Origin of the sequence: Bacillus paranthracis, assembly GCF_024296885.1 — a bacterium.
In the GTDB taxonomy this organism is placed as follows: domain Bacteria; phylum Bacillota; class Bacilli; order Bacillales; family Bacillaceae_G; genus Bacillus_A; species Bacillus_A paranthracis.
The window spans coordinates 2,997,257-3,011,348 of the sequence record NZ_CP101135.1; the positions used below are offsets into that span (position 1 = coordinate 2,997,257).

Here is a 14,092-nt window from a genome sequence, read left to right on the forward strand (position 1 = left end):
TACTCGCATGAACTTCGAGTACAAAACAAATAGGCGAAGCTATAGAATAGGCTTCGCATTAAGCATTTCATTACAGAGATTTATATACAATTTTATACTTTCACATGTTATTGATCCTTCATTCTTTTTCTTCCGGGTAATGAAAAAAACTCCATTAAATTTGCATACTTAGTATGCGAATTCAGGAGTTTTTTCATATACTACCATTCGGTTTCATTTCTAATTCATTCAACTCACTTTTTACATCTTACTTGGCTCATTCAAAATTAGCACGAGGTTCCTCTAACCGCTTCTTACCTCTCCAGTTAAATAAGCTTTCCGTCTTCGTCTGCTGCCCTGGTTTCACAAACAACATTGCTCCCATTGCAATAGCGGCCGAAATGGCAGCTACGATAAACATAGAAGGATAGCCATAACTTACAACTAAGTATCCAGTTAAAGTCGGGGCTAAGATTGTCGCGATATTAGCGATGAAATGCATAATTCCACTATATGTTCCTGAGTAAGTAGGAGCGGTATCGACAATAATTGCCCAAAATAATGAACTTGGTAAAAAAGCAAACGCATTTCCAAGCGACATAAGTGCTAATACAGCTACATAATTATTCATCGCTGGAATGAAGCTAAAACAAATTGCTGTCAGTAATAAAGCAATAATCGGTAACCCAGTTCGAGCTAAACGAAGGTTTCCTGTTTTACGTAAAATACGATCAGATAGCTTCGCCCCTAGTGGCAATGTGATGCAAGCTCCGAGCCAAGGAATCATCCCAAGATACCAAAGGGAAGATAATTGAAAATGGAATACATCTTGCAAGTATTTTGGTGTCCAAGTTAATATTAAAAAATTGATATATTGGAAGCAAAAATATGCTATCGTAACCATAACGAATGTCGGAACTTTAAAAAAGGAGTACCATGGCTCTTTTGGAATTTCTTTCTCTACTTTTACTGATTGAAGCACACCTTCCGTACTTCGTATTTCAGCTAGTTCTTCTTTTGTCACTCGTGGATGATCCTCAGGCATATTCGTAAAAGTAAAATACCAAATAATCGCCCATACAATCCCTATTGTACCCAGGATAAAAAACATGATTTTCCAACTAGTGAAAGATAGCAACAGAACCGCTACAGGTGCTGTTAATACTGCCCCTAACGGAACGCCAACAAAACCAAGGGATGTTAGAAAAGCCCTTTCTTTTGGAGCTGCCCAGTTTGCTGCTGTCTTATTCGAAACCGCAAAAGATGGACCTTCTGTTAATCCAAATAAGACGCGGAAAATAGCAAATCCTATTAAAGCAGACCCTCCAAAAACAGCAATCCCTATTTCTCCAGCAAAAGCAGTCGCAATTTCAAAAATAGACCAAGCCGTCGCTGCTACGATCCATACAAATTTCGGTCCTTTTTTATCTGAAAAAATACCTCCTAATAAAGAACCGATCATGTAACCGTAACCAAAATACCCTAATATAGCTCCCCACTCCTTCGGGTCAAAGCCATATTCCTTTATAATGAAAGACTGCGCATAAGCGATGGCCCCTCGATCAATATAATTTACCATCGTAATAAACGTGAGCATTGTAAAGACATAATAACGAAATTTATTCTTCATCAAAATTCCCACTCCCCCTCGCATTCTTTTGTTTTTCTTTCTAATTCTTTAATAGAATGACATGGACTTTACCGGGGCCATGAACTCCAAAAGCTAATTCCATCTCAATATCACCTGTCCGGCTAGGCCCAGTGATAAAATTAATACAGGCAGGTAATCCATTCGAAACCTGTTCATGAATTCTAGTTACTCCTTCTGTTAAGCGTCTATAAATTGTATGTTCTGAGAGAATTGCTACATAAACTGCTGGCAAAACGCTAACTAAACGCCCCCGTCCACCACCATTCCATAAAACAACTGTTCCCGTCTCAGCGAGTCCCATTTCAGCATATGTAATTCCCATATCAACTTGAGCTGCATAATCCCGTAGTTCTCTCTCCCCTTCTTTCCTTTGCCAAATTCGATGAGAAACGAAATTTCCTGTTAAATGCTTTCCTATTTCAAGTTGATGTAATCTATCATCATCCCAATACACCGCAGATTGAACATTAAATTTATGTACAACATACTGAAGTGCACTCCCTATTTCTGAACGGTGTATATGACTTACTTCTGTATGTAACGTATGCAAGTTTGCAATAAACTGCTCTATTAAACTTTTGTGATCTATCTCATTAGAAAAGTGGCTAAGTGGATTGTTTTTCCACCTGGGAGGAGTAACTCCCGAGCGACGTTCTCGATTTAATTTACGTGCGATATTGTTTAAAAAAGACTCTTGTACATCCGTATTCATATTATGAATCCCTCGTTTCTTTTTTCCACCAATCACGGAATGATTGTTTCGCAGGTTTTGGAAAATCTCTACTTTCTGTCCATCCTTTTAATGGACCTGGACCATTCGCAATATAACCATCTTTTGCAAATATCGATAACCCTGTATGTGCCATTTTAATTGCTTTCTCATAAACGAATGGATGACTCACCATAAACGTGAAACCTTTAAAGGCAAGTTGCTCAAATTTCGTTATAAACCCTTGTTCCACGACATCTTTACGATGTTCAATGAGAAGGTCATGTAATGGAATTTTCACAGGGCAAACATCTGTACATGCTCCGCACAAACTTGATGCAAAAGGTAATTCTTTTAACTCTTCATATCCTTCTAATAAAGGCGCAAGTACTGCTCCAATTGGCCCGCTATATACACTGCCATAAGCATGGCCTCCAATATTGCGATACACAGGACAAACATTTACACAAGCTCCGCACCTTATACACTTTAATACTTCTTCATAAGCAGTTCCTAACATATCAGAGCGGCCATTATCTAAAATAATTAAATGAAATTCTTCAGGTCCATCCATATCTTCATGTAAACGCGCCCCATTAATTCCAGTTACATAAGATGTAATCTTTTGGCCTGTAGCACTTCTTGTTAACATCGAAACGACTACATCAAGATCTTTCCATGTCGGAACAAGGCGTTCCATCCCCATAATCGCAATATGAACCTTTGGCAATGTCGTAGTAAGGCGAGCATTTCCTTCATTACTTATAAGAACAACTGATCCAGATTCCGCTACCGCAAAGTTACAACCGGAAATACCAATATCAGCTTCTAAAAACTCTTTACGCAATTGCTCCCTTGCAAATTGTAGTAATTGATCCGTATCAACTGGGATCTTTCTTCCTGCTTCCTTAGAAAAAAGCTCTGCTACTTGTTCCTTCGTCTTATGAATGGCCGGGGCGATTAAATGGGATGGCGTTTCTCCAGCTAATTGAATAATATACTCCCCAAGATCAGACTCTACTACTTTTACCCCCATCTCTTCTAAGTTTTTATTAAGATGTATTTCTTCTGAAACCATGGACTTTGACTTAATTACTGATCTCGCTCCTTTTTTTCTTACGATTTCAGAAACATATGATACAGCATCTTCTGCTTTGAAAGCGAAATGCACATGCCCGCCATTTTTCCGAACATTAGTAGCTAATTGTTCCAAATAACTATCTAAATTTTCGATTGTGTGCATCCGAATTTCAGATGCTGCCTCGCGCCATTCTCCCATATTCCCTAATTCATGTGTAGCCTGTTCCCGTCCCATCCGAAGCCGATCTTGTGTAAACGGAACCGCGCTTCTCATCTGCGGATCATGCAACGCTTTATCTACTCTTTTCAAAAAATCTAGTTCCCCCGCCACACTCATTTACTCAGCCCCTTCGCCAGTACTTCTGCTACATGTAACACTTGAATATTTTTATTTTTCCTACGCAATCTTCCCCCAATATTCATAAGACATCCCATATCTGCTCCAATTAAGAGATTTGCTTCTGTCGCCTCAATATGTTTTATTTTTTCATCAACCATCGTTTCAGAAATCGAGCTCATTTTCACTGCAAAAGTACCACCAAACCCGCAGCAATCTTGGCAATATGGTAACTCTTTTATGTCTAGACCTTCTACTTGCGATAATAACTTCAGTGGTTCCTCTTTGATCCCGAGCGCCCGACTCATATGACAAGATTGATGGAAAACAGCTTTCTCAACCAACTTAGATTTCCAATTATTTTTCCCAAGTACATTCACTAAAAAGTCCGTCAACTCATACGTTCTATCCGCTAAATGAACTGCTTTTTCATACCATTCACTATCACCTTTAAACATCTCTTTATAATAATGATGAACCATGCTAGCGCAAGAACCTGAAGGGGTCACAATATATTCACTATGTTCAAATGCTTTAATCATTTGCTTTGCTGCTAGTTTTGCATCTTCTTGATATCCACTATTGTAAGCTGGTTGTCCGCAACAAGTCTGTCCTTCAGGGAAATCTAGTTCCACTCCACATTGATTCATAATTTCTACGACACTTTTACCTACTTCAGGAAAAAACACATCTGATAAACAAGTAATAAATAACGAGACTTTCATCAAAATCCCCCCTCAAAACGATATGATCTATTTTCAAGTTATTACTTTCCCGAAAATTATTTTAAATTTTTAGAATTTTCTATTTTTAAAACTTTTTGTTTATGATATCATGTGGGAGATTATATGAAAACTATCTATAAGGTTGTTTTCCCATACAAAAATGGTATAGAAAGGGACTTTGACATGGATATAAGAAAACTTCGTTACTTTATTGTAATCGCTGAAGAAAAACAGCTTACCCGTGCTGCCCAACGACTTCATATGGCACAGCCACCTCTAAGTAGACAACTATCGCTACTAGAACAAGAATTATCAGTAAACCTCTTTGAAAGAAACGGCCGAAATATGTATTTGACTGAAGAAGGAAACATTTTATATACGAAAGCCAAAAACATTATTCTTCAATTAGAAGAAACTATTACGGAGATTAAAGATACTGGTGAAGGCCTAAGGGGCAAGCTATCTATTGGAGCATTTCATTCTTGCATTCCTTTTCTCTCTGAAAAAATACGCTATTTTCAAGATAACTATCCAAATGTGAACTTAAAAATATGGGAAGGTGGCCCTTCATACTTAATAGAGAAATTAGAAAATCGGCATATCGAACTTGCTATTTTGCGTACACCTTTTAATAAAGATGTTTTTTCTAGTATTTGTTTATCAAAAGAACCTTTCGTATTAGTCATGCCTGCTAAATGGGAACTATATCATTCTCACCTCCCAATCCCTCTAACCGAATTAAGCCATATTCCCCTTTTACTTTTACATAAAGATAAAGAAAATAGCTATCATCAGCTTGTCATCGATGAATGCAAGCACCTTGGTATAACATTAAATATAGCATGTGAATGTCCTGACTCAGCATTTATTCTTATGCTTATCATGACTGGCATCGGTGCCTCTATCTTACCGAAAAGTGCTGTATCTCATATCCCGCAAGAATTTATAAAAATAGTAGATTTAATAGATTTCCCTTATGAGTCTGAATCATCAATTATATGGCTGAAAGGTCGGAAGCTTTCTAAAAGAGCGCAACGATTTATAGAATGTACATAAATAAAACTTAGAAGTGTAGCGATAAATCTATTCGCTTCTCCATCGCTATTACCTCGTTTATAAAATTATTTCTTCTATTGTTATTGGACATGTTATATTAGTCGCTTATGTGAATAGCTTATTAATCCTTCTAAACAAAAAACAAAGACGCGAAGTCATAGAAGAGACTTCGCATCTTTGTTTTTTAAAGAGATTTATATGAATGGAAATCCTCCGTAAGGTCTTTACCACGAGCGTCACACCTTACTGCTTTATATCCCATTTTTCTAAACAGACGTAGAACAATACCCCATCCTCAGTATTATTTTGAAAATCGAATGATTAAAATAAATTTACTTATCTTTCTCCATATATTCTTTAATCTTTCGTTCTTCCCACTCTTTTCCGAATATCCCGAATGGAAAAGTTGTCAAACCATGTATAACGATACCAATCCCCCAGCCTGCAAGTGGATATAAAAACCATAATTTACTTGAATCAGAGCTTATATTTATAAAAAAAAGCATTAAGTTAACTAGTATATATAATGCTAAATGAATATAAAACGCTTTTAAATTCTCTACTCTTTTTTTAGCTCGTAAATAATTCTCATCTCGCTCCATATATAAACACCTCTTTCATTATTGTATTTTTTAAATTTACTCCGATTTAAACATCATATTCTAGTCGGATATTCCTTATTCTCAAAAAATACAAAGCAAAAAAGTATCCAGCAAATGGTTATACACATCAACATTTGCTGGATACTACATGATACTTTTGTTATTTACAGGTTTTTAATTAAGACCAAATCCAAACATCATCATTATTTTCAACGTTACTCTTTACCTCATGAACTTTTTCAATATGGTCAACTGTGTTCCAGTTAATAGAACTTCCGCCCCAGCCTACATACTTCATATCAATTTTCACTTTCTCACCCGTATGAAATACTTGTCCCTTTGTTAAGAAAACATCAATAATCACTTTCTTCCCGTTTAGCGATGGATACTCCACTACTGCATATTTAGTAGCACCGTCTCCCTCATCTTCCATCGTTCCTACTTTTGCTACTTCTCCAATTACATAATCAGGTGAGCCGTCTTCTTTCATATGCATACCTAACTTGTTTGTTGTATTTTCAATTGCAGTTGCAACCATATATTCTGTAAAATTACGCATCATAGATCCAGTAGCTTTTACTTCATCTCCTACTTTCACATTTGAAAGTGAATCTATATATACGCTAACAGGTTCTTCGTATTGCTTAGATTTTACAACAATTACACCGTTATCTACTTCTACTACTCGTCCTTCTAACGTCGAGAAATTCGATTCCATAGAAGCTGCACTCGCTTTTGTTAGTTCTAATCCTGGTACATTTGTTCCTGATAATGCTGCGATTCCTAAAGCACCTGCTAAAATTATTTTTTTCATACCCATTATGAAACATCTCCATTCATGATGATTTTTTTTGATTGGATACGACCAACCTGTAACTATTATAGTTACAGGTTATAAAAAATAGCAACCCTCTTTCTCATGCAATGATGCATACTGTGCTTTTTAAATATAAAGCGTTTTTCCCTATATTCAATACTACTGCTAAATTCTTGCACACCAGCAGGTAAACGAATTGATGATGAAGAAACTAATGTCATGCATCATATTTTTCAATACTACAGTTTGATAATCATAGTCCATTACATTATGTAGGAGCGGAGTTAACATGTTAATAAAACCAAAGAGATTACAGGCAGGAGATATTGTGGCAACAGTAAGTCCTTCATGGGGAGGAGCAGGTGATCCTGAAATAAGATGGCGATATGAGCAAGGGGTAAAGAGGTTAGAAGAAGTTTTCGGTCTTACGGTTGTTCCCATGCCAAATAGTTTAAAAGGTAGCGAATTCATTTATAACAACCCACAAGCTCGTGCGGAAGATTTAATGACAGCATTTCAAGATACGCGCGTGAAAGCAATTATTGCGAATATTGGCGGTGAAGATAGCATTCGCTTACTTCCTCATATAGATTTTAATGTAATACGTGAAAATCCGAAAATTTTTATGGGATACTCTGACGTTACTATTTCACATTTATTTTGTCATAAAGCAGGCCTTTCCTCTTTATACGGTCCGGCAATTTTGACCGACTTTGCCGAAAATGTAGAAATGGATCCATATACAATTGAAATGGTAAATCGAACTCTCTTTTCCAATGAAACGATTGGCGAAATTCAACCAGCTCATGAATGGACGAGTGAGCGTTTAGAATGGATAGAGATAAATAAGGATACAAGACGTACGATGCAACAAAACAATGGATATGAGTTACTTCAAGGCTCTACCACTGTACAAGGTCGTTTAATTGGTGGTTGTATAGAAGTACTGGAATTTGCAAAAGGAACGGAACTTTGGCCTGAGAAAAAATATTGGGAGGATAGCATTCTCTTCTTTGAAACTTCTGAAGATCATCCAGAACCAAGTTATATAAAGTATTGGTTGCGAAATTATGCAGCGCAAGGCATTCTGCAAAAAGCAAAAGGTATCATTTTTGGTAAACCGAAAGATGAACAATATTATGAAGAATATAAACATCAAATACTGCAGGTTATGAAGGAACATCATTTAGAGGATTTGCCGATCCTTTATAATTTAAATTTCGGCCATACTGAACCGAAGTTTATTTTACCTTACGGTGCGATGGCGGAAATTGATTGTGAAAATGTATCTTTTTCTATTTTAGAGAGTGGCGTGGAATGAATAAAAACACTCCTATGAGATATGTCTGTGAATTGGTACTTTTTAAAAGTATATAATTGGAGGGAGATTACGTGTATGGAAGTAACATTTACAGTAAGTAAATGGGATGAAAAACCAATCGATGATAATAAAAAAGATTTCCCTATTAATATTGCTCATGTTGAATATGATATTGATGGGGAATTAAAAGGAAAGGCTTTTGTTGAATACTTATTATATTATTTAGACTCAAATATAAATGATGGTCACTTGGCTACTGCTAAAATTTCTGGATTTTTACACTTTGAAGGGATTTATAAGGGGCAACAAGGGACATTTACAGCTATAGAGCAAGGAATATTTGATAAAGGAAATTTAGATTCTCCAGGAACAATTATTAAAGCTACCGGTAACTTAGAAAACCTGAGAGGATCCTATCATTATCAGTTTGCAGGTCAAACTAGTAAACTAATTTTAGAGTTTGAATTTCAGCAAAATACCCTATAATTTAGTGGAAAGGACATTTCTTGTAATACTAGGAATGTCCTTAACTCTTTTAAAATAAGAAAAACCGAAACTAAAATCATTTCGGTTTTTCAAACTAATGAAGTCTATCATTATTTTAAAGAATGTACAAATAACCCACTACGCAGTTTCGGTTCAAACCACGTTGATTTTGGCGGCATAACTTCTCCAGCGTCTGCGATTGCTAATAAAGATTCCATTGATGTCGGATATAGCGAGAACGCCGCTTTATATTCACCGCTATTTACAAGGCGTTCTAGTTCTTCTAATCCGCGGATTCCTCCGACAAAGTCGATACGTGAATCAGATCGCGGATCATGTATTTCAAGTACTTGGCTTAATAAGTGATCTTGCAGAATAGATACATCTAAACCTTTCACAAGATCATTCGCATCAAACGTTTCCTCTTTCACTGTGAGCTTATACCACTTCTCGTTCACATACATGCCAAATGTTTTTGGTTCATTTGGTTTATACGGAGAAACAGATGCTTCTTCTACATAAAAGTACTGCGTAATTTGATTTAAAAACTGCTCCTCTGACAAGCCATTTAAATCTTTCACAACTCGGTTATAGTCCCAAATTGATAATTCATCGTGAGGGAATAAAACTGATAGGAAGAAATTAAACTCTTCTTCTCCTGTGTAATTCGGATATTGTTCTCTTCGCATAAGCCCTACTTTCGCAGCTGATGCGGAGCGGTGATGTCCATCTGCAATGTAAAGATTAGGAATGTCTTCAAATACGTTTACTAGGCCTGCAATTACTTCTTCATCTGTTATTTTCCAAGCAACATGCCTAACCCCGTCTTCCGCTGTAAATGTATAGATTGGCGTATGTTCTGCTTTCCAGTTTGCGATGAAACGTTTCACTTCTTCTTTTGTACGATACGTTAAAAAGATAGGACCTGTATTTGCGTCACACACATCTACGTGGCGAATACGATCAAGTTCTTTTTCATGGCGCGTTCTTTCATGTTTTTTAATTGTATCGTCTTCATACTCATCAATAGATGTACAAACGACAAGACCGGACTGCGTTCTTCCTTGCATCGTCAGTTCATAAATATATAGTGCTGGCTCTTCGTCTTGAATGAACACTTCTTCTCGTATCAATCGATTTAAATTTTCACCCGCTTTTTCATATACGCGATCATCGTACGGTGAAAGCGCTGGGTCTAAATCAATTTCTGCTTTATCAACGTGTAAGAAAGAATACGGATTCCCTTTTACAACCTCTCTTGCTTCTTCACTATTTAATACGTCATATGGTAAAGCTGCAACTTGTGCTGCTTTTTCTTCTACTGGACGAATGGCCCGAAACGGTCGGATTTTTGCCACATTCCTCTCTCCTTTACACAATCATTCGAACGGCTACAACACCTGTAATTTTGCTTATATTTTCCACAATGTTCTCTTTTATTATATCATCAATTCCGTTATCAATATCAATCATCGTGTACGCCCAAGAATGTTTACTACGATTAATCATATCCGCAATATTTATATGATGTTCTGCTAAACATCCTGTAATTTGTCCTACCATGTTCGGAACGTTTTGATGCATGATTGTAATACGTTTCTTTCCGATATACGGCAATTCTACGTTTGGATAGTTGACTGAGTTACGAATATTTCCTGTCTCTAAATATTCACGTAATTGACGCGCTGCCATGACTGCACAATTTTCTTCTGATTCAGACGTAGATGCACCAAGGTGAGGCGTCGCAGTTACATTTTTCATCTTTATCACATTTTCATTTGGGAAGTCCGTTACGTAATGTGCAATAACCTCTTCTTCTAACGCTTTTTGAAGAACCTTTTCATCTACAAGTTCACCTCTAGAAAAATTGAATAGACGCATCCCTTTTTTCATCTTCTCTACAGCGTGTTCACCAATAATCCCCTTCGTTTGATTCGTAAGAGGAATATGCAGTGTAATATAATCACACGTTGCAAAAATTTCATCTAAACTAAATGCTCTTTGCACATGTGTAGAAAGGCGCCAAGCTGTTTCAACTGAAATGTAAGGGTCATATCCGACAACGTCCATCCCTAAAGCTAACGCATCGTTCGCAACTAAAGCACCTATTGCACCAAGCCCGATAACTCCTAGACGTTTTCCCGCAATTTCAGATCCAACAAATTGTTTTTTTCCTGATTCAACAAGCTGCGGTACTTCTTCACCTTCTAAATTTTTCGTCCAGCTTACTCCGTTAATAATGTTACGTGAAGACATAATAAGACTGGCGATAATAAGTTCCTTTACTGCATTAGCATTTGCCCCTGGCGTATTAAATACTACAATCCCTTTTTCTGTACATCGCTCGACAGGAATATTATTTACACCAGCACCAGCTCTGGCAATCGCCTTTAAATCTTTTGAAAACTCTTCTTGATGTAAAGAATAGCTGCGAAGTAAAATACCGTCTGGGTGATCCATTCTCTCCCCTACTTCATAGTGCTCTCCGCTAAGCACTTGCAAACCTTTTTCTGCAATTTGATTTAACGTTTGAACACGAAACATATCCCCATCTCCCTATCTATTCTCAAGCTCAAATTCCTTCATATAATTTACTAATTGCTGTACGCCGTGTGCTGGCATCGCATTGTAAATACTAGCGCGCATACCACCGACTGATCGATGTCCTTTTAGTGTAACAAGTCCTCGTTCTTTCGCTTTTTGTAGAAACTCACTGTTCAGCTCTTCTGACGGTGTTGTAAACGGAATGTTCATAAGTGATCGATACGTACGATCAACTGGTGAAGTAAACAATTTTGATTCATCTAAGAAATTATAAAGTAGTGAAGATTTCATTCTATTTTGTTCTTCAATCGCAGATACCCCACCTTGCTCTTTCAGCCACTCTAGTACAAGTTTCGTTACGTAAATACTAAAGGACGGCGGTGTATTATATAAGGAGTTATTTTTGCTGTAAGTTTCATAGTTTAACATTGTAGGACAAGAGCGATCTGCTCCCCCAATTAAATCTCTTTTTATAATTGCAATCGTTAAGCCCGCTGGCCCTAGATTCTTTTGCGCTCCCGCATATATAAGACCAAACTTTGAAACATCATATCGTTCTGATAAAATATTTGAGGACATATCCGCAACGAGTGGTACTTTATCTACATGTGGAATGTCCACATATTTCGTACCCTCAATTGTATTGTTCGTTGTTATATGTACATAATCTAGTTTTTCATCGCCTAGTAAACCATCCAGTTTAGGAATTGTCGTAAACTTCTCATTTTCAGAAGAAGCAATCACTTGTACTTCTCCAACTTTTTCAGCTTCTTGCAGTGCCTTTTTAGACCATGAACCAGTCAATACGTACCCTGCTTTTTTATACGTATTCATTAAATTTAACGGTATCATAGAGAATTGTAATGAAGCACCACCTTGTAAAAACAATACTTCATACTCATCAGGAATGTTCATTAATTCACGAAGTAAGCTACCCGCTTCATCTATAATACTTTGAAAATAAGAAGATCTATGACTCATTTCCATAATAGACATGCCTGTCCCGTTATAATTTACAAGCTCCTTTTGCACTTTCTCTAAAACTGGCAAAGGGAGTATTGATGGTCCTGCTGAAAAATTATACACTCTTTCCATCACCCGGATGACCTCCCTATTTCTCATTTTAATATTTTTTAAACTTTCTGAATTATAACCCACAATACAAGACACGGTCAATTTCTTTTCTAGTATTACGGCGCAAGAAGCAATGGAATCGCTTGCATGTGTAAACTTTTTTATAAACATATAAAAAAGTGTTAAGTACATAATCGTACTTAACACTCTAGTAATAAAAGAATAATAGCTAATTATCCGTAAAGAACCGATCAAAAATTTGATAAATTGCAGAAAGACCAATGAGCCAATAAATAGTGTCCACAAGCGCCGGCATAGAACCAAACCATTTCTCAACTACATTGTAATCTAACGCTACAAATAACCAATTCAAACCGCCAAGAATCACCAAAATTACTGTAAGGTAAGACAAAAATTTCATTATGATTGCCCCCTAGGTGATAAGATGGTGAAAGGCCTTTCACTAGAAATATATGTGGTAAACTTTAAAACTTACCTATTTTATAAAAATTATTTTCGGTACCAGCCGTTAATAACTGCCGCCGTTTCTTGACTATGTATTTGATACGCATGCGTACTATTATTTGATCCAATAAACCAAATTGAAAAGCCTTTAAAATATGGCTTCGGTTCTAATACGTCACGGTAAGCGCGCCATCCGTTTAATTGTACGTCTTTTGAAAACACATTAGAAACATCTGGATTCCACGGATTTTGTAAGCCTAGTTCACGCGCTGGAACGTTAAATCCACCAAAATAAACCGGTTTTCCTGTTGCTTTATGTAATTGTTCTAGTTGTTGAACAACATTTTGTCCACGGTTATACACTGTCGTCGCAAATAAACTTTGCTTCACTTCTTCGTATGATGGATTTCTTTTTTCCGAAACTTCAAACCAACTATCGATACTAACAATGTCTACCTTCTTTAAATACGGACGATTTATTTTCTCAACAAACTTCGCTTCATATGAAGGATCCCAGCTTGCTGTTAACCACCAATTCATTTGATACAAAACATTTCCTTTATACTGCTGGCGAACAAAATCAATCGTATCGCTCCAATATCCTTCTGCATATTCCATATTCACGAAATTAGAAGCAATCTTGAGCCCGTACACATTGTATTTACTTGTAATCGAGTTAAAGATGTCTTGCAAAATAACCGTTTTCCAATTCCAGAAGAAATCATTAATATTACTTGGATTCCATTCCGTTTCTCCAACATTTCCTTGCTGAATATATGGGAACGGTTCTACTATAACTTGAATATTACGCTTTAATAATTCTTGAATTAAAATAATAGCCTGTTGCTTTTGCGCTTGATTAATTACCATGTTCGTAGAAGTCACATTCGGAATATCTACCTGAATCGGTACATTTACTGTATTTAAATTTAAGCGCTCTACATCAGCTAACACTTTCGCTATATTTCCAACTTCCCATACCGTTACATTTCCTGATTTAATTTTTCCAGATTGAACAGTATTTACATCTGCCTGTACATTTCCTTGAAAACAAAAAGAAAACAGCATAATAAACACTCCTAAAAAACTTATTAAACTCTTATTTTTCTTCACAACTTTCCCCCTATAATTTTTGGCTTTCTTGATTATTTTATACAACGTTTCATATATATTCCACAAAAAATCCAATAAATTTTTATTGATAAAAATGCTATTCATCCCTTATTCACATTTTATTCACACTAAG

At 36.4% G+C, this 14,092-nt stretch carries 14 protein-coding genes; 3 read left to right on the plus strand and 11 right to left on the minus strand.

Annotated features, from left to right (window positions below; genetic code table 11):
- Nucleotides 1-256: 256 nt before the first annotated feature.
- The 4 genes from NLJ82_RS15335 to NLJ82_RS15350 are packed head-to-tail and all read right to left on the minus strand — an operon-like array spanning nucleotide 257 to nucleotide 4,481.
- Entirely contained in the window at nucleotides 257-1,609 is a 1,353-nt protein-coding gene (locus NLJ82_RS15335) for an MFS transporter (protein ID WP_000790820.1), read from the minus strand.
- Nucleotides 1,610-1,649: 40 nt separating this feature from the next.
- A complete protein-coding gene (locus tag NLJ82_RS15340) occupies nucleotides 1,650-2,342 on the minus strand; it encodes a LutC/YkgG family protein (RefSeq protein WP_001090797.1) in 693 nt (230 codons plus the stop codon).
- A gap of 1 nt (nucleotide 2,343) precedes the next feature.
- The gene (locus tag NLJ82_RS15345) at nucleotides 2,344-3,756 is read right to left on the minus strand and encodes a LutB/LldF family L-lactate oxidation iron-sulfur protein (RefSeq protein ID WP_000109345.1); all 1,413 of its coding nucleotides are present in this window, start codon (nucleotides 3,754-3,756) and stop codon (nucleotides 2,344-2,346) included.
- A complete protein-coding gene (locus NLJ82_RS15350) occupies nucleotides 3,753-4,481 on the minus strand; it encodes a (Fe-S)-binding protein (RefSeq protein ID WP_000868784.1) in 729 nt (242 codons plus the stop codon). Before NLJ82_RS15350 ends, NLJ82_RS15345 begins: the two co-directional genes overlap by 4 nt.
- A 183-nt stretch (nucleotides 4,482-4,664) precedes the next feature.
- On the opposite strand from NLJ82_RS15350, the gene NLJ82_RS15355 reads away from it, so the two are divergent.
- Nucleotides 4,665-5,537 (plus strand): LysR family transcriptional regulator, encoded by an 873-nt coding sequence (locus tag NLJ82_RS15355; protein ID WP_001992586.1) that lies wholly within the window; start codon nucleotides 4,665-4,667, stop codon nucleotides 5,535-5,537.
- 332 nt (nucleotides 5,538-5,869) lie between these two features.
- Here NLJ82_RS15355 and NLJ82_RS15360 read toward each other — a convergent pair whose 3' ends face one another.
- Both NLJ82_RS15360 and NLJ82_RS15365 read right to left on the minus strand, forming a co-directional pair.
- On the minus strand, nucleotides 5,870-6,139 hold the full coding sequence (locus tag NLJ82_RS15360) for a 2TM domain-containing protein (RefSeq protein ID WP_000438991.1): 270 nt from the start codon (nucleotides 6,137-6,139) through the stop codon (nucleotides 5,870-5,872).
- A 178-nt stretch (nucleotides 6,140-6,317) separates the two neighbouring features.
- Complete coding sequence (locus NLJ82_RS15365) at nucleotides 6,318-6,959, minus strand: F0F1 ATP synthase subunit alpha (protein ID WP_000525495.1); 642 nt, start codon at nucleotides 6,957-6,959, stop codon at nucleotides 6,318-6,320.
- A 286-nt stretch (nucleotides 6,960-7,245) separates the two neighbouring features.
- On the opposite strand from NLJ82_RS15365, the gene NLJ82_RS15370 reads away from it, so the two are divergent.
- Nucleotides 7,246-8,277, plus strand: coding sequence for a S66 family peptidase (locus NLJ82_RS15370; protein ID WP_000905853.1), 1,032 nt, complete (start codon nucleotides 7,246-7,248; stop codon nucleotides 8,275-8,277).
- Nucleotides 8,278-8,352: 75 nt separating this feature from the next.
- Nucleotides 8,353-8,763: a DUF3224 domain-containing protein gene (locus tag NLJ82_RS15375; RefSeq protein ID WP_000454088.1), complete on the plus strand. Its 411-nt coding sequence runs from the start codon at nucleotides 8,353-8,355 to the stop codon at nucleotides 8,761-8,763.
- A gap of 110 nt (nucleotides 8,764-8,873) precedes the next feature.
- Here NLJ82_RS15375 and NLJ82_RS15380 read toward each other — a convergent pair whose 3' ends face one another.
- From NLJ82_RS15380 to NLJ82_RS15400, 5 genes are all read right to left on the minus strand, one after another.
- Nucleotides 8,874-10,121, minus strand: coding sequence for a DUF1015 domain-containing protein (locus tag NLJ82_RS15380; RefSeq protein ID WP_001063065.1), 1,248 nt, complete (start codon nucleotides 10,119-10,121; stop codon nucleotides 8,874-8,876).
- 13 nt (nucleotides 10,122-10,134) lie between these two features.
- Nucleotides 10,135-11,307, minus strand: a complete 1,173-nt coding sequence (locus NLJ82_RS15385; protein WP_000490255.1) for a 3-phosphoglycerate dehydrogenase family protein — start codon at nucleotides 11,305-11,307, stop codon at nucleotides 10,135-10,137.
- A 12-nt stretch (nucleotides 11,308-11,319) separates the two neighbouring features.
- Nucleotides 11,320-12,402, minus strand: a complete 1,083-nt coding sequence (serC, locus tag NLJ82_RS15390; protein WP_000442933.1) for a 3-phosphoserine/phosphohydroxythreonine transaminase — start codon at nucleotides 12,400-12,402, stop codon at nucleotides 11,320-11,322.
- A gap of 208 nt (nucleotides 12,403-12,610) precedes the next feature.
- Nucleotides 12,611-12,802: a DUF378 domain-containing protein gene (locus NLJ82_RS15395; protein WP_000670803.1), complete on the minus strand. Its 192-nt coding sequence runs from the start codon at nucleotides 12,800-12,802 to the stop codon at nucleotides 12,611-12,613.
- Nucleotides 12,803-12,891: 89 nt separating this feature from the next.
- On the minus strand, nucleotides 12,892-13,959 hold the full coding sequence (locus NLJ82_RS15400; RefSeq protein WP_000739757.1) for a glycoside hydrolase family 113: 1,068 nt from the start codon (nucleotides 13,957-13,959) through the stop codon (nucleotides 12,892-12,894).
- Between the last annotated feature and the right edge of the window lie 133 nt (nucleotides 13,960-14,092).

Excerpts from the sequence above, each read along its gene's own strand:
- NLJ82_RS15335 (WP_000790820.1), bottom strand. The coding sequence starts at position 1,609 with ATGAAGAATAAATTTCGTTATTATGTCTTTACAATGCTCACGTTTATT.
- NLJ82_RS15340 (WP_001090797.1), bottom strand. The coding sequence starts at position 2,342 with ATGAATACGGATGTACAAGAGTCTTTTTTAAACAATATCGCACGTAAA.
- NLJ82_RS15345 (WP_000109345.1), bottom strand. The coding sequence starts at position 3,756 with ATGAGTGTGGCGGGGGAACTAGATTTTTTGAAAAGAGTAGATAAAGCG.
- NLJ82_RS15350 (WP_000868784.1), bottom strand. The coding sequence starts at position 4,481 with ATGAAAGTCTCGTTATTTATTACTTGTTTATCAGATGTGTTTTTTCCT.
- NLJ82_RS15355 (WP_001992586.1), top strand. The coding sequence starts at position 4,665 with ATGGATATAAGAAAACTTCGTTACTTTATTGTAATCGCTGAAGAAAAA.
- NLJ82_RS15360 (WP_000438991.1), bottom strand. The coding sequence starts at position 6,139 with ATGGAGCGAGATGAGAATTATTTACGAGCTAAAAAAAGAGTAGAGAAT.
- NLJ82_RS15365 (WP_000525495.1), bottom strand. The coding sequence starts at position 6,959 with ATGGGTATGAAAAAAATAATTTTAGCAGGTGCTTTAGGAATCGCAGCA.
- NLJ82_RS15370 (WP_000905853.1), top strand. The coding sequence starts at position 7,246 with ATGTTAATAAAACCAAAGAGATTACAGGCAGGAGATATTGTGGCAACA.
- NLJ82_RS15375 (WP_000454088.1), top strand. The coding sequence starts at position 8,353 with ATGGAAGTAACATTTACAGTAAGTAAATGGGATGAAAAACCAATCGAT.
- NLJ82_RS15385 (WP_000490255.1), bottom strand. The coding sequence starts at position 11,307 with ATGTTTCGTGTTCAAACGTTAAATCAAATTGCAGAAAAAGGTTTGCAA.
- serC (WP_000442933.1), bottom strand. The coding sequence starts at position 12,402 with ATGGAAAGAGTGTATAATTTTTCAGCAGGACCATCAATACTCCCTTTG.
- NLJ82_RS15395 (WP_000670803.1), bottom strand. The coding sequence starts at position 12,802 with ATGAAATTTTTGTCTTACCTTACAGTAATTTTGGTGATTCTTGGCGGT.